The organism is Escherichia sp. MOD1-EC6819 (genome assembly GCF_002965765.1).
GTDB classification, from domain to species: domain Bacteria; phylum Pseudomonadota; class Gammaproteobacteria; order Enterobacterales; family Enterobacteriaceae; genus Escherichia; species Escherichia ruysiae.
The window spans coordinates 258,615-280,294 of sequence record NZ_PTRG01000004.1 but is presented as its reverse complement, the minus strand read 5'-3'; the positions used below and the strand labels follow the sequence as shown (position 1 = coordinate 280,294).

The following is a 21,680-nucleotide window of genomic DNA, read 5'->3' as shown; positions in this document are numbered from 1 at the left end:
ACTAACGGCTCAGGCGGCGCATTCGCTCAGACGGGGTAATGATATCGGTGATCCGCACGCCGTATTTATCGGCAACGACCACCACTTCGCCCTGGGCGATTAAATAGCCGTTGATCAGAATATCCAGCGGTTCGCCCGCCAGACCGTCCAGCGCCACGACTGACCCTTGCGTCAGACGTAACAGCTCTTTGATGGTCATACGTGTGCGACCCAGCTCGACGGTCAGCTTAACCGGAATATCCATAATCAGGTCGATATCCTGCAATGTTACACTGACGTCGCCGCCGCCAAGCTGCTGGAACACGGCTTCAGTCGCGCTTTTGCCGCTTGTTGATTTTTGTTCGCTCAACGCTTCAGCCCACAGATCGTCCATTGCGCCGTTGTTGTCATCGGCCGGATTATTCAAGTCACTCATTTGGGCTGTTCCTCGTTCAGAGAATTCAAAATCGGGTTAATCAAATGTTCTATCCGTAACGCATATTGACCGTTGATGGTGCCGTACTGGCTGGTCAGTACCGGAACGCCGTCAACATGGGCGATGATGCGATCGGGTTTTTCTATCGGCAGGACATCGCCGGGTTTCAGTTTCAAAATCTGCGACAGGCGCAGCGATATATCGGCAAAGTTGGCGACCAGTTCCAGCTGTGAGTGCTGCACCTGACGCACCAGGTTATCGCGCCAGTTCTGATCTTCATTACGCGAGTTTTCCAGCGGCGGGTTAACCAACAATTCCCGTAGCGGCTCGATCATGCTGAATGGCAGGCAGATATTAAATTCGCCGGTCAGGTTGCCAATTTCGACATGAAAAGGCGTGTTAACCACAATGTCGTTCGGCGAGGTGGTGATATTGGTAAATTTCACCTGCATTTCGGAACGCACGTACTCTACTTCCAGCGGATTAATCGCCTTCCAGGCGTCGCTATAGCCTTCAAGTGCCAGCTTCAACATGCGGTTGATGACGCGCTGTTCGGTATGCGTAAACTCGCGACCTTCTACTTTGGTCGGGAAGCGACCATCACCGCCAAACAGGTTATCCACGGCGATAAACACCAGACTTGGCGAGAACACCACCAGCCCGGTGCCGCGCAGCGGTTTCAGATGGATAAGGTTCAGGTTGGTCGGCACCGGCAGGTTGCGGGCAAATTCATGATACGGCTGAATGCGGATCGCCCCGACGGTAATGTCCGGGCTACGGCGCAGCAGGTTAAACAGCCCCATGCGGAAATGACGGGCAAAACGCTCATTAATGATTTCCAGCGCCTGCAAACGTTCGCGCACAACCCGTCGTTGGGTATTGGGATCGTACGGACGAATATCACTTTCGCCGCCAGCACTGGTTGTCGGTTCGTCTTTGACCTCGCTGTCGCCATTCAACAGCGCATCAATTTCAGCTTGAGAAAGAATACTATCGCCCATGTCGTTATCGCAGAATAAAAGCGGTATACAGCACGTCGGTGACATCCTGTTTCGGTTGCCCGGCAACGAGCGGGGTGGAGAGTGTGGCTTTAATTGCGGCAATCAGCTTTTGCTTGCCTTCTTCAGTTGCCAGCACGGCGGCATCCTGGCGCGAAAACAGTAACAGCAAGCGACTGCGGACTTCCGGTAAATACTCGCTCAGGCGCGAACGGGTGGCTTCATCTTTCAGTCGCAGTGTTATGCCGATATAAAGCACGCGATCCGCTTCGCCCAGATTGACCGTAAAAGTGTCCAGTGCATAGAAGACAGGTGAGAGTACGACGTGTTGCTGTGCTTTGTCGTCAGTAGCAGCCTGACGCGAATGCCAGTAGCTGTAACCCGCGCTGGCGCAGGCCGCGAGAGTAATGAATACCAGGATCGGGAGCCAAAGCGATCGCTTGCTTTTCTTGCTTATCGCGTAATCAGTCATGTGTTGCGGTCTTCCTGTGTCGCTACTGCTTATCGGCTAATTATCCTGTGTCTTAAGCGCGGCAAAGCGTGGAAAAGACGTGGATTACGGTGCCACCTCTGACGTTAGGCGAAAATATCTACGCCGCTATTACCTGTTGCACGCCCTTGTAAAGAGGCGGGAACCGGCAGTGCATCGTCATCTTCGACAGCCAGGTGTTCATGGCTTGTTGTGCGCGGACTTTGCTGTTGCTGGGACGCGGCCTGCTGCTGACCGTTAAAACTCTCGCCGCTGATATTGCTCTGTCCCAACTGAATACCGCTTTCTGCCAGTTGTGTGCGCAGTGCTGGCAGAGCCGCCTCCAGTGCCGCGCGAACGTGCTGATGCGGCGAAACCATCTGGATTTGCGCCTGGTTGTCATCCACCTTAAGGGAGATTTGCACCTCGCCTAAATCCTGCGGATGCAAACGCAGCTCGGCACTTTGTTGTCCCTGACGGGTAAACAGCGAAATATGCTGGCTTAATGATTGTTGCCATTCGTGAGAACCCAGCGGTGCACTCAAAACAGGCGCTGCGACGGTGGGCAGTGGCTGCGTCTGGTGCGAAGTGATTAGCGGACTGGCGGCAGCGGTCACCGGCGATGGCGTGCTGATGACTTCCGCTTTACTCTGGGCTTCAGCAATCAGCGGTGTGAATGGCTGAGTTGGAGCGCCAGGGGCGTCGTCAGTCTGTGCTGTGGTGAGTTGCGCAGAAGTCAGTTTTGTGAAGAGCGTTGGCTTCTCTGTCGGTAACACGGTTGACGGCGTATTAGTCACTTTGGGTGTATTGTCAAAACCCGGTAACATCGCGAAAAGGGCGCTCAGGCTTGCGGTGACGTCTTCATTAAGATCATCCGCTTTTTCGTCTTTTGTCGTATTTTTGTCAGCCGCCGCAGCCAGCGTCATCGCCTGAGCGGCGGTTAACGGTGTTGATGTGGCGTGTTCGTCATTAACGACTGGCGGTGTATCATCCACAGGGAGCAGTAAATCCGCTTGTTGCGCATCAGAAAGAATATCACTCACCAGCGGTTCGCCTTTTGTGGCAGGTTTATTGGTTGCCACCAGCAATTGGATCGCAGCTTTGTCGGTTGTTGTATCGTCTGCTAATGCCCCGCTCAACAATGCGAGAAAATCTTGAGCGACATCACTGGCTTTGCCGCCGGGCAATGCGGAGGGGTCAACGTCAGCGGTAATCAAGGGCGCTAAGCGAATCATTCTGGTTTCCTCATGGCGGCGCGCTGGGCGAACTCATCCATCTTTTTCTGATCGAGGCGGTTTTCTGCCAGTAGCGCCGCCGTGGATTGCCGTTCCTGTAGTGTCTGCCAGGCCTGCAAACGTTGTTTTTTCTCCCGCCAGTTATTCAGGGCAACATCAACTTTTTGTGTCCACTGCGTGAGTTGCTGGTGATGCTGGGTAATGGCTTTTTCCAGCGTCTGAATAAACTGCTGATAGTTGATCCAGCGGTTGCTGGTCATCCCGGCACTCATATCGCTATTCAGGTTGTTTCGATATTCATTCTGATAATCGATCAGCATTTTGAGTTGTTCTTCTGCCTGCTGACATCCGCGACGCATTTCACCCAACAGACGTGCGGCGTTATCCACCTCTTTTTCTGCCAGATCTTTCAGGGTCGCCAGTGCGCCATGTTCTGCCATCTGCTGTTATCTCCTGCGTAGTCACACTGTCGGAAAAATACGTTCCAGCCCCTGAAGAGAGTCTTCCCAGTCCGCGCGTTCAAAAATACCTTGTTGCAAATAGCCCTCCAGCTGCGGCCACAGGGCGATGGCTTTATCGAGCATTGGATCGCTGCCTTTGGCGTAAGCGCCGACACTGACCAGATCGCGATTACGCTGAAAACTCGACAACAACTGTTTGAATGTGCGCACTCGCGCATAATGTTGCTCGCTGATCAACGCCGTCATTGCACGGCTGATCGACGCTTCAATATCGATAGCTGGATAGTGCCCGGCTTCCGCCAGTCGGCGAGACAGCACAATGTGACCGTCGAGGATTGCCCGCGCGGAGTCAGCAATCGGATCCTGCTGGTCATCGCCTTCGGTGAGCACGGTATAAAACGCGGTAATCGAGCCGCCGCCGCTGATGCCGTTTCCGGCACGCTCGACCAGCGCCGGTAATTTGGCGAACACCGACGGTGGATAACCTTTGGTGGCTGGCGGTTCGCCAATCGCCAACGCAATCTCACGCTGAGCCATCGCGTAGCGGGTGAGGGAGTCCATAATCAGCAACACATGCTGACCACGATCGCGAAAATCCTCGGCAATGCGCGTGGCATAGGCGGCACCCTGCATTCGCAGGAGTGGGGAAACATCTGCCGGTGCGGCAATCACCACTGAGCGTGCACGTCCTTCAGCACCGAGGATATTCTCAATAAAATCTTTTACTTCGCGCCCACGCTCGCCAATCAAACCCACGACAATCACATCGGCGCGGGTGTAACGTGCCATCATTCCCAGCAGCACACTTTTACCGACGCCGGAACCGGCAAACAGCCCCATACGCTGCCCGCGCCCGACGGTAAGCAGGGCATTGATAGGACGCACGCCCGTGTCCAGCACATGTTCAATCGGTGTGCGTTGTAACGGGTTAAACGGTGGGGTAATCAGCGCACCGGTTTCAGTCGTATCGGGGGAGGGGAGGCCATCGAGCGGTTTACCGCTGCCGTCCAGAACGCGACCTAATAACGCCGAACCGAGCGGCAACTGTTTGCCGCTTTGCAGGCCATCGCCGGAGATATTTTTGGCATAAACGCGTGCGCCGGGCAGGACACCTTCCACTTCCTCCAGTGGCATTAAAAACAGTCGTTGACCATTAAAGCCAACCACTTCGCTTTCTACTTCGTGAGTTTCAGTGCCGTTCTGGCGTTCAATCACACAGGTTGCGCCGAGCGGCAATTGCAATCCGGTAGCTTCCAGCACCAGCCCGGTGGCGCGGGTTAATCGCCCGTAGCGACGCACCGCAGGCAACTGCGCCATTTTGGCTTCAAAGTTGTCCAGTGTGGTTAGCCAGCGTGTCAGGCGCGTGGTCATTACACTACTCCCGGCGCTGCCAGACGGCAGAGTTCTTGCCAGCGAGTGGCGACACTGGCGTCGAGATCGCCTTCATCGGCGGAGACTTTACAGCCGCCAGGATGGAGTGTCGGATCGCCGCGCAAGCGCCAGCCATGCAAACTTAACGTTGCGCCAAGCATCTCATCAACACGTTGTAGATCATCCGGATGCACGCGTAGCTGCGGTTTGCCGCTGAATAACGGTTCTTGCTGTAACAACTGCTGGATCTGCTTAATCAACGCCGCATTGTCCACCGTTGGCGTCTGACCGATCACCTGACGCGCCGCCTCCAGCGCCATCTGCATCAGGCGCGAAGCAATCACACTATCAAGCGCATCAAGCGTGGTTTGAAATTCGCTGACCAGTTGCTGCATCCGGGCATGAATCGGCGCTTGCTGGGATTTTGCTTGCGCCAGTCCTTGTTCCAGCCCCTGAGCGATTCCTTCCTGATAGCCTTGTTCGTGGCCTTGCTGGCGACCTTCGGTAATTCCCGCCTGATAACCTTGCTCATGGGCCTGCATTTGCAGTTGCGCCAGTTGTTGCTCAAGGTTGGGTTCGGCCTCTTCAGGAATGCTCTCTTCTGGCTCGACCATGGGTACAAACACCGTCTGCGGCGGCGCAAGATCGTCCGGTGTCCAGGTTTTCCACGGCAGATTATCAGACATAGGTATCCTCGCCGCTGCCAATCACCATCTCGCCGGTTTCGGCAAGACGGCGCACAATCAGCAGAATCGCTTTCTGTTCGTTCTCGACCTGCGACAGACGCACCGGACCACGATTGGCGAGATCGTCGCGCAGAATATCGGCGGCACGCTGCGACATATTGCGCAGGAATTTCTCGCGCAGTGGCTGCTCGGCACCTTTCAGGGCGATCAGCAGCGATTCTGAATCCACTTCCTGCAACAGGCGCTGGATGCTGCGATCATCGACATCCACCAGATTTTCGAACAGGAACATCTCGTCGATGATCTTCTGCGCCAGCTCACCGTCAAATTCACGCACGGCGGTAATAACCGCTTCTTCCTGCTGGGTTTTCATCAGGTTGATAATCTCGGCTGCCGTTCTCACGCCGCCCATTTTGCTGCGTTTGAGATTCTGACCGTCGAGAAGGCCATTGAGTACTTCGGTCAGTTCCGCCAGCGCGGCAGGCTGTACGCCGCCAAAGGTCGCAATACGCAACATCACGTCGTGGCGCAGACGTTCATCGAACAACGCCAGAATATCAGCGGCCTGGGCGCGCTTCAGATGCACCAGAATGGTGGCGATAATCTGCGGATGCTCATCGCGGATCAGATCGGCGGCGCTCTGCGGTTCCATAAAGTTGAGTGTCTCAATACCACTGGCGGTATCGCGGGTTTCGAGGATATCTTCCAGCAGGCTGGCGGCACGCTCTTCACCAAGGGCTTTGACCAGCACCGAACGTAGGTAATCGTTGGCGTTGATATTCAGCGCCGCGAACTGTTCAGCTTCTTGCTCAAACTCTGCCAGCACATCCGTTAACTGCTTATTGGAGATCTGCGTGACGTTTGCCATCGCCGCACTCAGGGTTTGCACTTCGCGCTGGGAGAGGTGTTTGAATACCTCAGCCGCCCGGTCTTCGCCAATGGTCATTAGCAGGATGACGCTCTTTTCGGTGCCTGTCAGGTTACTCATGATCGTTGTTTATCCACTGGCGAATGACCAGCGCCACCACGCGCGGATCGTTATCAGACATGTCACGGATACGCTGGCTCATTACTTCAGCTCCCAGACGTTGGTTAGTGCGGCGTTGCTGTAGTTGTTCGTCTTTGCTCAGGCGGACTTCTACCGCATCTTCCTCTTCCGCGCGGCTCTGTGCCTGTTGCTGTACAGCTTTCATCGTCTCGGCGCGACGTGTTAGCTGTGGGCGTACCGCTTTACGCCACAGCAGCCACGCCACCAGCAGCACCAGCAACCAGCGCCCGGCAGCCAGCAACTGATCGATAAATGCCTGCTGTTGCCAGAATGGTAGTTCTCCACCGCTTTCGTCAGTGCTATTGAATGGCGAGTTGACGACATTGAGCGAGTCGCCGCGTTTTTCCGAAAAGCCCATCGCTTCGCGGGTCAGATCTTCAATCTGCTTCATCTGTTCGGTGCTGAGAGGCAACGGTTTGCCATCTGGCAACGTTTTGTAATTCACCACTACCGCAACGGATAAGCGTTGCACATCGCCCACGTTCATCTTGGTATGACGAATGGTGCGATCGACTTCGTAGTTACTGGTTTCATTACGCTGCGTGCTACGCGGTCCACTATTGCTGGTGGTGCTCGCCTGCTGCTGGCGATTATTTTGATTTGCCGGAGGCGTACTAATTGGTGCGTTATTCGCAGGCGCTGGCTGATTCGACAACGCACCCGGTACGCCGCCCGGATAACCGGAACCGCTTTGCTCGCTCTCATTAAGCTGGCGTGAGCGGAGCGCCGCCTGTGATTCGTTGCCGTTAGGGCGATACTGTTCTTCTGTTTGCTCTTTACTGGCGAAGTCCAGTTGTGCCGTTACCTGGGCGTGAATATTGCCGTTGCCGACAATAGGCGACAGGATCGCTTCAATACGCCGCTGAATGCGTCCTTCGACATCGCTGGCATATTTCAACTGGACGTCATTAAGGTCACGCCCGCTGGTGTTGGATTGGGTTAACAGATGTCCGCCCTGATCCACCAGCGTGACATTTCCTGGTGGTAGACCGGCAACCGCGCTGGAAACCAGATGTACAATGGCGCTAATTTGCCCTTCATCCAGCGCGCGGCCTGGCAACAAATTTACCGTCACTGATGCCGAAGGAGATTTTTGTTCACGAACAAATAAAGAGGGTTTTGGCATCGCCAGATGCACGCGCGCCCCTTTTACCGGGCCAATAGTTTCGATGGTACGGGAAAGCTCGCCTTCCAGCGCCCGCTGATAATTCACCTGTTCACTGAACTGGCTGATGCCAAATTTTTCCTGATCGAGCAGTTCAAATCCAACTGCACCGCCTTTAGGTAAGCCTTGCTGCGCCAGACGCAGACGCAGCTCGTGAACTTTATCGGCCGGAACTTCAATCGCGCCGCTGGCTTCGCTGAAGCGGTAAGGAATATTCATTTGCGTCAGTTGGCTGACGATTGCGCCACCATCCTGATCGGAAAGATTGCTGAATAACGTGCGGTAATCAGGGGCTTTTGCCCACAGAATTAACGCGACTATCACTGCCACCGCAGCGGAACCAGCAACAATCAGGGGAATTCTCGGATTCGCGCGCAGGCGATTGAGCCACTCAAGAGATTTTGTCTGGGCTGCGGTCGTATTCATCGCGCACCTCGCGGCAGATGATAGACGGCGGTATTGGCAAAGTGGAACAAGACGCACTCCCGGGTCAGCACACTCGAAAAATTAACGGCCTCATTATTTGTGGTTTTATTTTTTTCTATGCGCCAATTAACCCGTTTTTTTATCGTTATTTAACGCCTTTATCTTATTGACTTGCTGATAGGCTCTGCTACCAGAAACTATTTGGGAGATGAGTATGTCAGCCATACAAGGGATCGAAGGGGTTATCAGCCAGTTACAGGCCACGGCAATGAGTGCGCGTGTCCAGCAGCCACTGTCGCAACCCACAATCAGTTTTGCCGGACAGCTTCATGCCGCGCTCGATCGCATAAGCGATACGCAAACCGCCGCGCGCACGCAGGCAGAAAAATTCACCCTCGGCGAACCCGGCGTGGCGCTAAACGATGTGATGGCCGATATGCAAAAAGCGTCGGTTTCGATGCAAATGGGGATTCAGGTGCGTAATAAGCTGGTGGCAGCATACCAGGAAGTGATGTCCATGCAGGTGTAGGTTTTAACTTGTTGACTGTGCTTGTTTAATGACATCCGATCCCACAGCGTGGGGCATGGATGGGGCAAACGCACCCAATTTCTGATACCTGCTCCTGATTGTTTTCTGCCATCCACAACGCTTTGCACTGGATACAATCCAGACTCTCTTTTCCCGTGCTGCCGATCTTTTGTATTCCGCGTTTGAATGCGTGAAGGCAAAGTTCGTAAGTTAGCGATGGATTAGATAGTGAAAAGAAACGCGGCTGTCGGATTGGAGCCGCGGGACAAGGCCAAAAATTTTCCAAGAGTTGTTGAATTTCCCAGCTTTTTTGGAAGCGCATGTATCTTACTAATAACTAAAAAAGGTTTAAACCATAAAATTAATCGTATTTTCAGGTAACACTTACCGATATATCCCCACACTATTCAGACGGTTAAAGCAGCAAGTATTTAACGCGTAAACAGGGCGCGGGTTTGTCGCTCTCGCCAGCAGGTGTGATGTGGGGGGAAACCGTGTCACAGCCAGCTCCTGTCTGTTACTGACAGTCATTTTCAAGTACAGGAAAGTAATGACGGGGATAGCCCCGTCGTTCTCTGTTTACTTAATCTGGATGTTGACGCTGTATTTTTTAGCCTTGTTTTTACGAGCGTCATTGCGGGTTTGAAGCACCCTTAGCTCATATTTACCGGAAGCGGGAAGGATGTACTGACCGTTGTCATCAAGCTCGGGAGAGTATCTGGAGAGATCAACCGAATCGCTGATTCCGGGCCCAAAGAGGACAATATCAGCTCCCTCATTGGAGATGCTGACGTGCACCTTCTGGCCTTTTTGGGCATAGAAGTTATATGTGTCGTAATCGTATCCCTTTATCTCTCCTGAGTACTGCGCACTATTATGCCCCTTCCTGAACTCAACATTAACGTCCTTGCCAGCGGCAGAGGCCGTTGAGGTTAGCAGTGCAAAAAGAAAAATGGCTTTACTTACACCATTGATTTTCATGTGTGTTCTCCTCAGTCATGGAAAAACTACCGTTGTTATAATATAACAATTTTTGCCAGATATTTTCCATGAGCCTCCCGCCTGGAAGTTGCTATGGCGCGTGAGTGGTGTCAGGGAAGAGATAATCTGACAGATACCTGTACAAATAACGGATAACTGTCAGATCTGAGATGAGCTAATACACTTAAATTAAGGGTTTATTGTTTTCAACATCTTCAATATATAAGAGTGTATTATCGATGGAATAGTAACGACGTTTATTATCATTAACGTCAGTAACCCACCGGAAAACACCCGCATTCGCGAGCGTTATACAATATTCCCGAAAAGTAGACTTTCTGGAAATGTGAGTCCGGGCTGCTTTTATTACTTGCTCAGGGTTCTTAGTGGCACTGACTTTTAATAGATTTCTGCTTCCTCTTATTAACAACACCTTGTCATCGTGTGTGACGATCCTAATGTTATCTGTAGCAAGATAGTAAATGTAATGCGCAATATGATGACGTTTTAACTCTGTGTAAAACCAGGAAAAGTTTAGCTCCGTTCTCACTTGCTCAAACATCTTTTGGAAAATAGCAACCTGATCCATCAGAGGGAATAATCTCTTGTTAGTTGTGAGAGTTTGTAGTTTGCATGATTGGTGCTATTCCTTCAATCAGATCCGATGACTTAATGCGGGTGACAAAGACGTACTAAATATAGGGTTATGATGCGTGTGTCTGGTTAGGTTTTGCTATTCGTTCTTCAGTATTGCACTCGCAAAATGTTATGTTATAACATTTAATGAATGTTGAAGCGGGAGGATAAACTGGATGATGGTTGTTAATAAATTGGCTTTTGCGCTGGGGTTACTATTGACCGGCAACTATGCACTTGCTCATGGGCATCATTCGCATGGGGCACCACTGACAGAAATAGAACAAAAAGCAGCAAAGGGTATTTTTGATGATGATAACGTGAAAGACAGGTCACTCACTGACTGGGATGGTATTTGGCAATCGGTATACCCCTTGCTTCAAAGTGGTGACCTTGATCCTGTTTTTGAAATGAAAGCAAAAAAAGAACCGGGTAAATCATTTGCGGATATTAAGTCCTATTATCAGCAGGGATATACGACGGATATTGACACTATCGGTATCGAAAATGGTGTTATGGAGTTCCACAGAGGGGAGGAGGTGACTTCCTGTAAATATAATTATAGTGGATTCAAGATATTGACATATAAATCAGGAAAGAAAGGTGTTCGTTATCTGTTTGAGTGCCGTGATCCTGCCAGTAAAGCACCTAAGTTTGTGCAGTTTAGCGATCATATTATTGCCCCCCGGAAATCCTCTCATTTCCATATATTTATGGGCAATACGTCACAACAGCAATTACTTGAAGAGATGGATAACTGGCCAACTTATTATCCTTATCAGTTACAGACGAAAGAAATTGTGGATGAGATGCTTCATCACTAGTTCATTTCAGGATTGCCATAAATCCTTGAGAATATTTGTCTGATATATCGCGTACTTTTCTCTGCCTCTACAGCAGAGCATTTGTAGCATAGACACTCCCGCTGCCTGAAACAGCGGGAGAAAAGATTACTTTTGAATCAAATAACGAATGGTCGGCCCGTCTTGCTGGATATCCAGTACGGTATAGCCGTGATTACGCGCATCCAGCGGAATATTGTTAATTGACTGCGGGCAATCGCTGACCACTTCGAGGATCTCGCCTTTCTTTAACTGCGGCATCGCCTCAAGAGTAGCGACCGCCGGATAAGGGCAGGGTTCGCCCACCATATCTAGACGGTAATCAGGAACGATATTTTTCATGCGATCTCCTTAGCAGTCTGCGGCGCCGCACGGCGGAAGAAGCGTTTCTCCCAGCCGATAACCAACATTAACGCAGCGAACAGCATCAAATATGTCACCAGCAGGCCGCCCATTGGGCCAAAGGTTTTCAGCAGGTTGATTTTGTCCCAGTCGGTTGCCAGCGCCGGGGCGAAATCATCCCAGTAATAAGCCAGAATCGTCGAGCCGATAACGTTGCCCAGGCCAACCCACCAGTAGTGCACCTGGCCTTCCACCGCGCGGTACATCCAGCCAGTTTCACAGCCGCCTGCCAGAACAATACCAAAACCAAACAGTAACCCACCAATGACAGCGTTCGGACCCGCCCACATTATTTTCGGTTCTACGCCTAACTGTACATAACTGAAAATACCGATGGCACTCACCGCCATACCGATAATGATCGCTTTCGCCATATGGGTTCGTCCGGTGATCCACATATCGCGGAACGCCGAGGTAAAGCAGATTTGCGCGCGTTCAATCAGTAAGCCAAAGCCGACGCCAAATAGCATAGCCAACCCCAGCTTCGGTTGATTCATTGCTGTCAGCAGCGCCCAGCCCAGCATACCGAAAAATACCAGCATACCGAGGCGGAAGCGACGCCGTGCCTGATCCGGTTTTTGTGTTAGCGGTGATGCGGCAGAGACTTTCTGCATTTTTACCGGGATGCGGAACATCGGCAGTAGGGTAAAGCGCGCACCAAACCATGAGCCGATGGCGGTGGCGATAGCAAAGAACCAGGCGTGCAACGAGAACTGCGGAATACCGGTGAAGAACGCAGCCAGGTTACAGCCCATCGCCAGACGTGCGCCGAAACCGGCGATAATACCGCCAATAATGGCCTGCATAATGCGGATACGGCTGCGCGGCATACGTAATTTAACGTTGTTGGCCCACAGAGCAGCGGCAAAACAGCCGCCAAACATACCCAGAATCATCATTCCGTCGATGCGGGTTAATGGCGATCCTTCCAGATGAATTATTTTAAAATAACCCCACTCTTCAGCATGGACGCCAAACAGTTGCAGGAGCTGACCGCCCCAGCGGGTAAATTCACCCGTAACTGCCCAAAAGGTGCCGGTGATGCCAAAATAATAAGTGGAGAGAATACCCGCCGCGATGACTGCGGGGATGGGGGCCCAGAATTTAATCAACCAGGCTTGCTTGAATTGCTGCCATGACATGTATGTAGCCTCTGAACTCAGAAGGTTTGTAACAAGAGCAGCGAATCATACACCATGTAAATTTATTTTCGGGTCAATAATTCACAAAAATAATGGTTAGATCAAATTTCACCTTGGGTCTGGAAAGGCTGGCAGCATCAAGGCATTAATGCCACAATCCTCTTTTCTTCTCATGCAGGATGAATGATGAAAAAACTCGCAATTGCAGGCGCACTTATGCTGCTGGCTGGCTGTGCCGAAGTTGAAAATTATAACAATGTTGTGAAAGCACCCGCGCCAGAGTGGCTGGCGGGCTACTGGCAGACCAAAGGGCCACAACGTGCTCTGGTCAGCCCTGAAGCGATAGGTAGCCTGATTGTTACTAAACAGGGGGATACGCTGGATTGTCGTCAGTGGCAGCGGGTGATTGCTTTACCGGGTAAGTTGACGCTGATATCGGATGATCTCACTAACGTTACTGTCAAACGTGAGCTATATGAAATTGAACGTGACGGTAACACTATCGAATATGACGGCATGACAATGGAACGCGTGAATCGACCGACGGCTGAATGTGCTGCCGTGCTGGAAAAAGCGCCGTTGCCGACGCCACTACCGTAATGAAATCCCCCTGGCGCTGGGGGATTTTTATGTCAAAAAAAGTGCCCGATGCGCAAGCTTATCGGGTCTGGAACTGTAGCGCCCCCGCAATAACGATGAGTGTATTTTCAGTGATCGGTTTTAAATCACCTCTTCGATAACCCACACACTGACGCTACCGCCGTTGCAAAAGAAGGTCGCTTCGCCATTTTCATCGGTTACTACGCTCTCTTGTCGATTACCCAGAAAGTCGCGCCAGGTTTTATTGCCGTAATTCTCCCCCAGATTAATGTTTTTTTCGCCATCGTCGCCGTTTGACATGACCACCACGCAGCCAGGATATTCGTCAGTACCGCTGCGACTAAACGCAATACAGTTCGGATGGTCGAAAAATAACGTCTGTACTCCGTGGGCGAAACGCTGGCGGGCGAGAATCAACTCATCAAGCTGTTCGATTATCGGCATATCTATCGGATAAGTTTGTCCGTCACCGCCGACATCTTCGTAATGAGCACCGTACAAATCAGGGTAGAACACGGAAGGGACGCCATTTTCCCGCAGCAAAATCAGGGCATAAGCCAGCGGTTTAAACCACGGTTCAACCGGCGCTTCAAGGGCTTGTAACGGTTGGGTGTCGTGATTGGCGACCAGCGTAACAGCATGGAAAGGATCGGCTTCCACCAGCGTACCGGTGAAAATCTGCGTCATGTCGTAGTCGCGCCCCATGCGTGATGCTTCGTGAAATTTCATCTGTAGCGGCGCATCAAACAGCATGGTTTTGCCTTCAACTTGATCAATATACGTTTGCAGCTTATCAACTTCGCGCGACCAGTATTCCGCCACAATAAATAGCGGCTTTGGCGCGACTTCCTGCACGTGTTCGATCCACTCTTTATAAAACCAGGCCGGAATATGTTTTACTGCGTCGAGACGAAAACCGTCGCATTGCGTTTGCTCCATCACCCAGCGCGCCCAGTATTTGAGCTCTTCCGTAACGGCATGGTTGCGAAAATCGATATTTTCACCCATCAGATAGTCAAAATTACCAAGCTCATCATCAACCTGGTCGTTCCAGCCTTCGCCGGTGTAGTCGTTGACGATTTTAAAGATACCGTCTTCGTTTGGGTTTTCGATATGGTCGATACCGCTAAAACATTTGAAATCCCAGATAAACTGCGAGTATTGCCCGCCACGAGCGGGAAAGGTGTAACGCGTCCAGCCTTCGCACTCAATGATTTCATCATCAATTTGCGTGCGATCGTCAGCATTGACGCGCTGTACGCGAATGGCTTCTTTTTCATCTGCGCCCATTTTGTGGTTGACGACCACGTCCAGCAGTACCGCAATGTCATTGCGTTTGAGTGCATCAATGGCGGCCATCAGTTGTGCTTTATCGCCATATTTGGTGGGGATGCTGCCTTTTTGATCAAATTCGCCTAAATCAAATAAATCGTAGGAGTCGTAGCCGACCGAATACCCGCCCGATGCGCCTTTATAGGCTGGTGGCAGCCAGATCATATTGATACCAATATCATTAAAACCGTCGGCGCGCTCGGCCAGTTCAGGCCAGAGCTTGCCGCCTTCCGGGTAATACCAGTGAAAACATTGCAACAGCGTGGGATTACGCATTCTTCGACTCCACTCAAGGGGAACATTAGAAGCGTAGCCGTAATCGGATTATTCGCGAGCCATCATCTTTTTAAGCGTCAAAAGAGGTTTTCCTGCGGCGCCAGCACGTAGCCCCCCTGATCACCGTAGGCGCTTAACACAGATTTTTGCATTGATGACTGACCGACCAGTTTCGCCAGTTCATCCATCCGAATCTGCAATAACTGTTTTACTTTGTTTTCGTTTTCCAGAACGAGGCGCAGCAGCGGTCTGAGTTGCTCCTGTATCATGGCAGAGGGTTCCGTTTCTTCCGTTAGGTGTGCGATCTTTTGCACCGCATTGACATATTCCATTTCGCTGGCGATGAGTTCATTCCATCGTCCTTCTGTCGCCAGGCGTAACATGAGTTGGCTTTTTTCGACGAGTTGTTGCCAGGCAAAATACAAGTGCGGTGCGTGGTTCATCAGACAGGATCCTGAATCAAAGAAGGGGAGAGTAAAGACTCTTTCCAGGCATCGGCAAGGTTGCGCATCAACGTTTCCACTTCTTCGACTGCGGAGACATCGTTGCGTAAATTGGCTTGCAGCAAACGCCTGATCATATAGCTATACAGGGCTATCAAATTCTGGGTTAATTCGTCCTGGCTTTCTTCGTCAAGACCGATCCTCAGCCCGTTATCAATAATGCTGATCGCTTTTGACAAAGAGACGCCTTTTCCTTCCTGATTGTTGTCCTGCATAAACAGGCGCGCTCTTACCAGTGCACTCAACACGCCGTCAAATAGCATGGTGACCAATTGTTGTTGGCTGGCGCTCATTACGGCGCTTTCGACGCCAATTTGGGCATAGGCCTGGGTGCCTTTTGCGCTGTACATAGTCTCTCCTGAAGATTATTTCGAGCTGCTATTTGAGGTATCGAACTGCTGTGTCAGATAGCTACTGGTGGAGTTCAGCGAGTTCATTAACACATCTAATTGGGTAAACTGGGCTTTATAGCGCGCCATTAAGGTATCGATACGTTCACTGGCTGCGTTGTACTGATCAGTCAAATTGTTCAGCGTTTTGCTGACGCCATCTTTTGCTGCCTGGATTATCCCGGTGGAGGAGAGCCAACTGGTCAGATTGCTGCTAATGCCGGTGGTTACCCCTGTACTTTTACCGTCACCAATAAACATTTCACCGACGCCAGCGGCATCTTTCTTCAGCGCCGTTTGCAGCTTGTCGGTCGCGATTTCCAGCTTGCCGGTACTGGCATCGCTGGTAATGCCAATCTGTGCCAGCGTTTTATAGTTTGAACTGCTGTGGGTATTGGCGAGCAAGGTTTTAAGCTGAGTCTGGATGGTACGCAGTGTGGAGTCGCCGAGTAATGCGCCATTGCTGGAGTCCTGACTTTCTGCGCCGGCATCGACGGCGGTGTATTTGGTTAAGCTGCTGAACGTATCCTGCAATGTGTTATAGGCATCCACCCACGCTTTAACCGCATTTTCAGCTTTTGATGTGTCTTTACTGATGGTCAGTGTCTGATTACCAGTGGTGACGTCATTCAGGTTGAGGGTGATATCTTCCAGTGCGTCGCTGATAGTGTTACTGCTGTTTTCAATCTCAACGTTATTGACCGTCAGTTTGGCGTTTTGTGCGGTGACGCTTTCAATCATGCCATTGCTGCTATCACCTGAAGTTCCGTTGTAACCCATAAAACTTTCCAGGGCGCTGTCGCCGCTGACGCTAAGTTTCATCGCGTTATCGCTGCCCGTATCGTTAGCGGTGATGGACAGACGATACTCGCCGTTACCTACATTGATGATACTGGCGCTGACGCCAGCTTTGGCGTTGTTAATGGCATCGCGAATACCGGAAAGTGACGAGTTAGCCGCGCTGATATCAATCGTGACCGGATCTTTACCGCCGCCTTGCTGGATGGTCAGTACGCTATCGCTGGTGGCGATGGCGGCTTTACTGTCTTTTTGACTGTTTTTGGTGGTCAGCGTCTGTGCCTGCGCCAGTTGGCTGACGCTAATGGTGTATTTCCCGGCAATCGCGCTGCCCGTGGTGGTGGCGCTGAAAGCCGATGAACTGCTGGTGGTTGAGGTGGCGGTAAATAAATCGGCTTTATTCAGTGCTGTGTTGGCTGTCTGGAAACTCTCCAGTGCGCTTTTCAGCGTCCCGTAGGCGCTCAGTTTCGCGGTGTAAGAGCTTTGCTGTTTTGATATCGGCGTCAGGGTAGATTTTTCTGCCGCCTCCAGACTGTCGAGGATGCTGCTTAAGTCCAGCCCCGACCCAACCCCAAGCGTTGAAATACTAGCCATATTGATTCCTTAATCATGCGACATGTAGAACGAATACCGGGGTTATCGGCGTAAGCGGGGCAAAGTTTACGATTTATTTTTTGGCTTAATGACACGAACAGCAACGAGGAAGGGGAGTATTTCGACCGCTAGAAAAAAATTCTAAAGGTTGTGAGAGACCAGACGATAACAGGGTTGACGGCGACGAAGCCGAAGGGTGGAAGCCCGATACTTAAACCGTAGAGCTAAAAAACAGGAATAAAAATTATGGCACAAGTCATTAACACCAACAGCCTCTCGCTGATCACTCAGAACAACATCAACAAAAATCAGTCTGCGCTGTCGACTTCTATCGAGCGCCTCTCTTCTGGTCTGCGTATTAACAGCGCGAAAGATGACGCCGCAGGTCAGGCGATTGCTAACCGCTTTACCTCTAACATTAAAGGCCTGACTCAGGCCGCGCGTAACGCCAACGACGGTATTTCTCTGGCGCAGACCGCAGAAGGCGCACTGTCTGAAATCAACAACAACTTGCAACGTGTGCGTGAGTTGACCGTTCAGGCGACGACCGGCACTAACTCTGATTCTGACCTGTCTTCTATTCAGGACGAAATCAAATCCCGTCTGGATGAAATTGACCGTGTTTCCGGTCAGACCCAGTTCAACGGCGTGAACGTGCTGGCGAAAAATGGTTCCATGAAGATTCAGGTTGGCGCGAATGATGGGCAGACCATCTCTATCGACTTGCAGAAAATTGATTCTTCCACGCTGGGATTGAATGGTTTCTCCGTTTCGGGTCAGTCGCTGAATGTTAGCAGTTCTATTACTCAAATTACGGGTGATGCAGGAACGGAACCCGTTGGTGTTGATTTCACGGCTGTTGCGAAAGATCTGACTACTGCGACAGGTAAAACAGTCGATGTTTCTAGCCTGACGTTACACAATACACTGGATGCGAAAGGGGCTGCCACTGCACAGTTCGTCGTTCAATCCGGCAGTGATTTCTACTCCGCGTCGATTAATCATGCAGACGGTAAAGTCACGTTGAATAAAGCCGATGTCGAATACAAAGACACCGATAATGGACTAACGACTGCTGCTACTCAGAAAGATCAACTGATTAAAGTTGCCGCCGACTCTAAAGGCGCGGCTGCGGGATATGTAACATTCCAGGGTAAAAACTACGCTACAACGGTTGCAACGGCGCTTGATGACGACACTGCAGCAACAGCCACAGGGAACAAGGTTGTTGTTGAATTATCTACAGCAACTCCGACTGCACAGTTCTCAGGGGCTTCTTCTGCTGATCCACTGGCACTTTTAGACAAAGCGATTGCTTCTGTTGACAAATTCCGCTCCTCCCTCGGTGCCGTTCAAAACCGTCTGGATTCTGCGGTCACTAACCTGAACAACACCACCACCAATCTGTCTGAAGCGCAGTCCCGTATTCAGGACGCCGACTATGCGACCGAAGTGTCTAACATGTCGAAAGCGCAGATCATCCAGCAGGCGGGTAACTCTGTGCTGTCTAAGGCTAACCAGGTGCCGCAACAAGTTCTGTCTCTGCTGCAGGGTTAATCGTCGTAATATAACGACAGCAAACGCCAAATTGCCTGATGCGCTGCGCTTATCATGCCTAAAAGGTGAATCGCAATTAATAAATTTGCATATTCGCGTAGGTCGGATAAGGCGTTTACGCCGCATCCGGCAAGATGAGGCGGACGTTGTCAGCTATCTTAACCCCGCTCCGGCGGGGTTATTCTGCTCGTTATTTACCGATTACCCTAAATAACCCCTTATTTCACCCATTAATCGTCCGATTAAAAAACCTGCAGAAACGGATAATTATGCCGATTATTTATATAACGCAGGGCTGTTTATCGTGAAATCACTCTATACCGCTGAAGGTGTAATGGATAAACATTCGCTGTGGCAGCGTTATATCCCGCTGGTGCGTCACGAAGCATTGCGCCTGCAGGTTCGACTGCCCGCGAGTGTAGAACTTGACGATCTGCTACAGGCAGGCGGCATTGGATTACTTAATGCTGTTGAACGTTATGATGCCCTGCAAGGAACGGCATTTACAACTTACGCAGTGCAGCGTATCCGTGGTGCTATGCTGGATGAACTTCGCAGCCGTGACTGGGTGCCGCGCAGCGTGCGACGCAATGCACGTGAAGTGGCGCAGGCAATAGGGCAACTGGAGCAGGAGCTTGGCCGCAATGCCACAGAAACTGAAGTGGCAGAACGTTTAGGGATTGAAATCGCCGACTATCGACAAATGTTGCTTGATACGAATAACAGCCAACTTTTCTCCTATGATGAGTGGCGCGAAGAGCACGGTGATAGCATTGAACTGGTTACTGACGATCATCAGCGGGATAACCCATTGCAGCAATTACTGGACGGTAATTTGCGTCAGCGGGTGATGGAAGCCATCGAAATGTTACCGGAGCGCGAACAGTTGGTATTAACGCTCTATTACCAGGAAGAGCTTAATCTCAAAGAGATTGGCGCAGTGCTGGAAGTCGGTGAATCTCGGGTCAGTCAGTTACATAGCCAGGCTATTAAACGGTTACGCACCAAACTGGGTAAGTTATAACTTAGGTAAATGCCGCACATTAATTTTGAATACCAGGAGTTCTTAATAATGGTGCAGCACCAGAAAAGGCGGCCATTAAGCCGCTATCTTAAAGACTTTAAACATAGCCAGACTCATTGCGCATATTGCCGTAAATTACTCGATCGTATTACTCTCGTGCGCGATGGCAAGATAGTGAATAAAATAGCGATATCTCGCCTTGATACGCTGCTTGATGAAAATGGCTGGTTTGAGGAACAAAAATCATGGGCGGCATTATGCCGTTTCTGCGGCGATTTACATTGCAAAACCCAGAGTGATTTTTTTGATATTATCGGCTTTAAACAGTTTCTCTTTGATCATACTGAAATGAGCCCCGGCACTGTGCGCGAATATGTGGTACGTCTACGTCGTTTGGGTAATTATTTAAGCGAACACGATATTTCCTCCGACCTGCTGCAGGATGGTTTTCTTGATGAAAACCTGGCTCCCTGGCTGCCCACCACCAGCACCAATAATTATCGCATCGCATTACGTAAGTACCAGTGCTACCAGATGCAAACCCGTGGTGACCTTACGCAGAAATCCCCCAGCCTGTCAGCTTCTGATATATATTAAATAAGAATAAGATGTAGCAGAGTTGTTTTTGTGTCTTCGAACAATGGCTCTACACTGCAAACCAACATAACAACATTCGGGGTGAATATGAAATTAGTACATCTGGGACGTCAGGCGCTGATGGGGGTTATGGCCGTGGCGCTGGTTGCGGGTATGAGCGTGAAAAGTTTTGCCGACGAAGGTCTGCTCAATAAAGTGAAAGAGCGGGGCACTTTGCTGGTAGGACTGGAAGGGACTTACCCGCCGTTTAGCTTTCAGGGCGATGACGGTAAATTGACCGGTTTTGAGGTGGAATTTGCGCAACAACTGGCAAAACATCTGGGCGTGGAAGCCGCATTAAAACCGACAAAGTGGGACGGTATGCTGGCGTCACTGGATTCTAAGCGCATCGATGTGGTGATTAATCAGGTCACCATCTCTGATGAACGTAAGAAAAAATACGATTTCTCTACCCCGTACACCATTTCCGGTATTCAGGCGCTGGTGAAAAAAGGTAATGAAGGCACCATTAAAACCGCCGACGATTTGAAAGGTAAAAAAGTTGGCGTTGGTCTGGGGACTAACTATGAAGAGTGGCTGCGGCAGAATGTTCAGGGTGTTGATGTGCGTACCTATGATGATGATCCGACCAAATATCAGGATCTGCGCGTAGGTCGTATTGATGCCATCCTGGTTGATCGTCTGGCTGCGCTGGATTTGGTGAAAAAAACCAATGATACGCTGGCAGTAACCGGCGAAGCCTTCTCCCGCCAGGAGTCAGGTGTGGCGCTGCGTAAAGGTAACGAAGACCTGCTGAAAGCGGTTAACGATGCCATTGCAGAAATGCAAAAAGACGGCACTCTACAAGCTCTTTCCGAAAAATGGTTTGGTGCTGATGTGACCAAATAATCGCATAATGACTAGTCCTGATTTAAGTTGACAGTTTTCTGTCTGTAAAACGCCTGATGAACTCCATCGGGCGTTTTGTATTTCCGTGCCAGGTGTGGTCGCTAATGGTTATAAATTGTCACGGATTTTTTTACCATTTCCCAGGTCTACGTCAGGTTTGTAGGACGCGAGAGTAAAACTCATTTTTCAGGATCTCATTTATTCGTTCAGCCAGCGCATTCTGGTAGCAATCATAACCATTGGTCATTGAACAGGTTATCCCGTTTCTCTCATGCACTGACTGATAAAGAGCTGAACAGTATTACTGACCACTACA

The 21,680-nt window shown here is 50.7% G+C and carries 24 protein-coding genes and 1 pseudogene; 7 read left to right on the top strand and 18 right to left on the bottom strand.

Translation table 11 applies throughout. The features are described 5' to 3' along the window. Window position 1 precedes the first annotated feature (1 nt). The 9 genes from fliN to fliF form a co-directional block, all read right to left on the bottom strand. On the bottom strand, window positions 2–415 hold the full coding sequence (gene fliN / locus A7Z06_RS07435; RefSeq protein ID WP_001281691.1) for a flagellar motor switch protein FliN: 414 nt from the start codon (window positions 413–415) through the stop codon (window positions 2–4). After that, entirely contained in the window at window positions 412–1,416 is a 1,005-nt protein-coding gene (fliM, locus tag A7Z06_RS07430; RefSeq protein ID WP_010346990.1) for a flagellar motor switch protein FliM, read from the bottom strand. The genes fliN and fliM overlap by 4 nt, the downstream gene beginning before the upstream one ends. 4 nt (window positions 1,417–1,420) lie before the next feature. Continuing rightward, entirely contained in the window at window positions 1,421–1,885 is a 465-nt protein-coding gene (fliL, locus tag A7Z06_RS07425; RefSeq protein WP_000133127.1) for a flagellar basal body-associated protein FliL, read from the bottom strand. Between the two features lie 104 nt (window positions 1,886–1,989). Then, window positions 1,990–3,117, bottom strand: coding sequence for a flagellar hook-length control protein FliK (locus tag A7Z06_RS07420; protein WP_105279379.1), 1,128 nt, complete (start codon window positions 3,115–3,117; stop codon window positions 1,990–1,992). Then, window positions 3,114–3,557, bottom strand: a complete 444-nt coding sequence (fliJ, locus tag A7Z06_RS07415) for a flagellar export protein FliJ (protein ID WP_000807573.1) — start codon at window positions 3,555–3,557, stop codon at window positions 3,114–3,116. The genes A7Z06_RS07420 and fliJ overlap by 4 nt, the downstream gene beginning before the upstream one ends. A gap of 21 nt (window positions 3,558–3,578) precedes the next feature. Next, window positions 3,579–4,949, bottom strand: coding sequence for a flagellar protein export ATPase FliI (gene fliI, locus A7Z06_RS07410; protein WP_000213313.1), 1,371 nt, complete (start codon window positions 4,947–4,949; stop codon window positions 3,579–3,581). Next, window positions 4,949–5,635, bottom strand: coding sequence for a flagellar assembly protein FliH (fliH, locus tag A7Z06_RS07405; RefSeq protein ID WP_001282720.1), 687 nt, complete (start codon window positions 5,633–5,635; stop codon window positions 4,949–4,951). The genes fliI and fliH overlap by 1 nt, the downstream gene beginning before the upstream one ends. Then, window positions 5,628–6,623, bottom strand: coding sequence for a flagellar motor switch protein FliG (gene fliG, locus A7Z06_RS07400; RefSeq protein WP_000067966.1), 996 nt, complete (start codon window positions 6,621–6,623; stop codon window positions 5,628–5,630). The genes fliH and fliG overlap by 8 nt, the downstream gene beginning before the upstream one ends. After that, window positions 6,616–8,274, bottom strand: a complete 1,659-nt coding sequence (fliF, locus tag A7Z06_RS07395) for a flagellar basal-body MS-ring/collar protein FliF (RefSeq protein ID WP_001098223.1) — start codon at window positions 8,272–8,274, stop codon at window positions 6,616–6,618. The genes fliG and fliF overlap by 8 nt, the downstream gene beginning before the upstream one ends. Before the next feature lie 214 nt (window positions 8,275–8,488). Between fliF and fliE the strand changes: the two genes are divergently transcribed. Continuing rightward, complete coding sequence (gene fliE, locus A7Z06_RS07390; RefSeq protein WP_024165182.1) at window positions 8,489–8,803, top strand: flagellar hook-basal body complex protein FliE; 315 nt, start codon at window positions 8,489–8,491, stop codon at window positions 8,801–8,803. A gap of 579 nt (window positions 8,804–9,382) precedes the next feature. On the opposite strand, the gene pliG is transcribed toward fliE, so the two are convergent. Then, complete coding sequence (gene pliG / locus A7Z06_RS07380; RefSeq protein ID WP_000700153.1) at window positions 9,383–9,784, bottom strand: g-type lysoyme inhibitor PliG; 402 nt, start codon at window positions 9,782–9,784, stop codon at window positions 9,383–9,385. Window positions 9,785–9,968: 184 nt separating this feature from the next. Further along, on the bottom strand, window positions 9,969–10,373 hold the full coding sequence (locus tag A7Z06_RS07375; RefSeq protein ID WP_000373062.1) for a DUF1398 family protein: 405 nt from the start codon (window positions 10,371–10,373) through the stop codon (window positions 9,969–9,971). A gap of 223 nt (window positions 10,374–10,596) precedes the next feature. Here A7Z06_RS07375 and zinT point away from each other — a divergent pair, with 223 nt between their 5' ends. Further along, complete coding sequence (gene zinT, locus A7Z06_RS07370) at window positions 10,597–11,244, top strand: metal-binding protein ZinT (protein ID WP_000989853.1); 648 nt, start codon at window positions 10,597–10,599, stop codon at window positions 11,242–11,244. A gap of 126 nt (window positions 11,245–11,370) precedes the next feature. On the opposite strand, the gene yedF is transcribed toward zinT, so the two are convergent. Both yedF and yedE read right to left on the bottom strand, forming a co-directional pair. Beyond that, on the bottom strand, window positions 11,371–11,604 hold the full coding sequence (yedF, locus tag A7Z06_RS07365) for a sulfurtransferase-like selenium metabolism protein YedF (RefSeq protein WP_000790504.1): 234 nt from the start codon (window positions 11,602–11,604) through the stop codon (window positions 11,371–11,373). Next, window positions 11,601–12,806 (bottom strand): selenium metabolism membrane protein YedE/FdhT, encoded by a 1,206-nt coding sequence (yedE, locus tag A7Z06_RS07360; RefSeq protein WP_000118927.1) that lies wholly within the window; start codon window positions 12,804–12,806, stop codon window positions 11,601–11,603. The genes yedF and yedE overlap by 4 nt, the downstream gene beginning before the upstream one ends. Before the next feature lie 186 nt (window positions 12,807–12,992). Here yedE and yedD point away from each other — a divergent pair, with 186 nt between their 5' ends. Next, window positions 12,993–13,406, top strand: coding sequence for a lipoprotein YedD (gene yedD / locus A7Z06_RS07350; protein ID WP_010346797.1), 414 nt, complete (start codon window positions 12,993–12,995; stop codon window positions 13,404–13,406). Window positions 13,407–13,526: 120 nt separating this feature from the next. Here yedD and amyA read toward each other — a convergent pair whose 3' ends face one another. The 4 genes from amyA to fliD form a co-directional block, all read right to left on the bottom strand. Continuing rightward, window positions 13,527–15,014: an alpha-amylase gene (gene amyA, locus A7Z06_RS07345; protein WP_001245676.1), complete on the bottom strand. Its 1,488-nt coding sequence runs from the start codon at window positions 15,012–15,014 to the stop codon at window positions 13,527–13,529. Between the two features lie 77 nt (window positions 15,015–15,091). Beyond that, window positions 15,092–15,457: a flagella biosynthesis regulatory protein FliT gene (gene fliT, locus A7Z06_RS07340; RefSeq protein ID WP_001015044.1), complete on the bottom strand. Its 366-nt coding sequence runs from the start codon at window positions 15,455–15,457 to the stop codon at window positions 15,092–15,094. Beyond that, window positions 15,457–15,867 (bottom strand): flagellar export chaperone FliS, encoded by a 411-nt coding sequence (gene fliS, locus A7Z06_RS07335; protein WP_000286600.1) that lies wholly within the window; start codon window positions 15,865–15,867, stop codon window positions 15,457–15,459. The genes fliT and fliS overlap by 1 nt, the downstream gene beginning before the upstream one ends. A gap of 15 nt (window positions 15,868–15,882) precedes the next feature. Further along, the gene (gene fliD, locus A7Z06_RS07330) at window positions 15,883–17,298 is read right to left on the bottom strand and encodes a flagellar filament capping protein FliD (protein WP_000146827.1); all 1,416 of its coding nucleotides are present in this window, start codon (window positions 17,296–17,298) and stop codon (window positions 15,883–15,885) included. Between the two features lie 246 nt (window positions 17,299–17,544). Here fliD and A7Z06_RS07325 point away from each other — a divergent pair, with 246 nt between their 5' ends. The 4 genes from A7Z06_RS07325 to tcyJ all read left to right on the top strand — a co-directional run bounded on the left by A7Z06_RS07325 (window position 17,545) and on the right by tcyJ (window position 21,364). Continuing rightward, window positions 17,545–18,855, top strand: a complete 1,311-nt coding sequence (locus A7Z06_RS07325; protein ID WP_000079765.1) for a FliC/FljB family flagellin — start codon at window positions 17,545–17,547, stop codon at window positions 18,853–18,855. A gap of 304 nt (window positions 18,856–19,159) precedes the next feature. Beyond that, entirely contained in the window at window positions 19,160–19,879 is a 720-nt protein-coding gene (fliA, locus tag A7Z06_RS07320) for an RNA polymerase sigma factor FliA (protein WP_000839543.1), read from the top strand. A gap of 45 nt (window positions 19,880–19,924) precedes the next feature. After that, window positions 19,925–20,476 carry a flagella biosynthesis regulatory protein FliZ gene (gene fliZ, locus A7Z06_RS07315; protein ID WP_024165180.1) on the top strand — a complete coding sequence of 184 codons (552 nt, stop codon included), beginning with the start codon at window positions 19,925–19,927 and terminating at the stop codon, window positions 20,474–20,476. 87 nt (window positions 20,477–20,563) lie between these two features. Beyond that, window positions 20,564–21,364 (top strand): cystine ABC transporter substrate-binding protein, encoded by an 801-nt coding sequence (gene tcyJ, locus A7Z06_RS07310; protein WP_000779810.1) that lies wholly within the window; start codon window positions 20,564–20,566, stop codon window positions 21,362–21,364. An 11-nt stretch (window positions 21,365–21,375) separates the two neighbouring features. Here tcyJ and A7Z06_RS07305 read toward each other — a convergent pair. Further along, a pseudogene (locus tag A7Z06_RS07305) lies at window positions 21,376–21,665 on the bottom strand (integrase core domain-containing protein); the annotation flags it as partial. Between the last annotated feature and the right edge of the window lie 15 nt (window positions 21,666–21,680).

What these genes read in the sequence shown, in the direction of transcription:
- fliS (WP_000286600.1), bottom strand. Translation starts at nt 15,867, where the DNA reads ATGTACAGCGCAAAAGGCACCCAGGCCTATGCCCAAATTGGCGTCGAA.
- yedF (WP_000790504.1), bottom strand. Translation starts at nt 11,604, where the DNA reads ATGAAAAATATCGTTCCTGATTACCGTCTAGATATGGTGGGCGAACCC.
- fliL (WP_000133127.1), bottom strand. Translation starts at nt 1,885, where the DNA reads ATGACTGATTACGCGATAAGCAAGAAAAGCAAGCGATCGCTTTGGCTC.
- yedD (WP_010346797.1), top strand. Translation starts at nt 12,993, where the DNA reads ATGAAAAAACTCGCAATTGCAGGCGCACTTATGCTGCTGGCTGGCTGT.
- fliF (WP_001098223.1), bottom strand. Translation starts at nt 8,274, where the DNA reads ATGAATACGACCGCAGCCCAGACAAAATCTCTTGAGTGGCTCAATCGC.
- yedE (WP_000118927.1), bottom strand. Translation starts at nt 12,806, where the DNA reads ATGTCATGGCAGCAATTCAAGCAAGCCTGGTTGATTAAATTCTGGGCC.
- fliI (WP_000213313.1), bottom strand. Translation starts at nt 4,949, where the DNA reads ATGACCACGCGCCTGACACGCTGGCTAACCACACTGGACAACTTTGAA.
- pliG (WP_000700153.1), bottom strand. Translation starts at nt 9,784, where the DNA reads ATGAAAATCAATGGTGTAAGTAAAGCCATTTTTCTTTTTGCACTGCTA.
- A7Z06_RS07325 (WP_000079765.1), top strand. Translation starts at nt 17,545, where the DNA reads ATGGCACAAGTCATTAACACCAACAGCCTCTCGCTGATCACTCAGAAC.
- fliG (WP_000067966.1), bottom strand. Translation starts at nt 6,623, where the DNA reads ATGAGTAACCTGACAGGCACCGAAAAGAGCGTCATCCTGCTAATGACC.
- A7Z06_RS07420 (WP_105279379.1), bottom strand. Translation starts at nt 3,117, where the DNA reads ATGATTCGCTTAGCGCCCTTGATTACCGCTGACGTTGACCCCTCCGCA.
- fliJ (WP_000807573.1), bottom strand. Translation starts at nt 3,557, where the DNA reads ATGGCAGAACATGGCGCACTGGCGACCCTGAAAGATCTGGCAGAAAAA.
- zinT (WP_000989853.1), top strand. Translation starts at nt 10,597, where the DNA reads ATGATGGTTGTTAATAAATTGGCTTTTGCGCTGGGGTTACTATTGACC.
- tcyJ (WP_000779810.1), top strand. Translation starts at nt 20,564, where the DNA reads ATGAAATTAGTACATCTGGGACGTCAGGCGCTGATGGGGGTTATGGCC.
- fliN (WP_001281691.1), bottom strand. Translation starts at nt 415, where the DNA reads ATGAGTGACTTGAATAATCCGGCCGATGACAACAACGGCGCAATGGAC.
- amyA (WP_001245676.1), bottom strand. Translation starts at nt 15,014, where the DNA reads ATGCGTAATCCCACGCTGTTGCAATGTTTTCACTGGTATTACCCGGAA.
- fliD (WP_000146827.1), bottom strand. Translation starts at nt 17,298, where the DNA reads ATGGCTAGTATTTCAACGCTTGGGGTTGGGTCGGGGCTGGACTTAAGC.
- fliE (WP_024165182.1), top strand. Translation starts at nt 8,489, where the DNA reads ATGTCAGCCATACAAGGGATCGAAGGGGTTATCAGCCAGTTACAGGCC.
- fliT (WP_001015044.1), bottom strand. Translation starts at nt 15,457, where the DNA reads ATGAACCACGCACCGCACTTGTATTTTGCCTGGCAACAACTCGTCGAA.
- A7Z06_RS07375 (WP_000373062.1), bottom strand. Translation starts at nt 10,373, where the DNA reads ATGGATCAGGTTGCTATTTTCCAAAAGATGTTTGAGCAAGTGAGAACG.
- fliH (WP_001282720.1), bottom strand. Translation starts at nt 5,635, where the DNA reads ATGTCTGATAATCTGCCGTGGAAAACCTGGACACCGGACGATCTTGCG.
- fliM (WP_010346990.1), bottom strand. Translation starts at nt 1,416, where the DNA reads ATGGGCGATAGTATTCTTTCTCAAGCTGAAATTGATGCGCTGTTGAAT.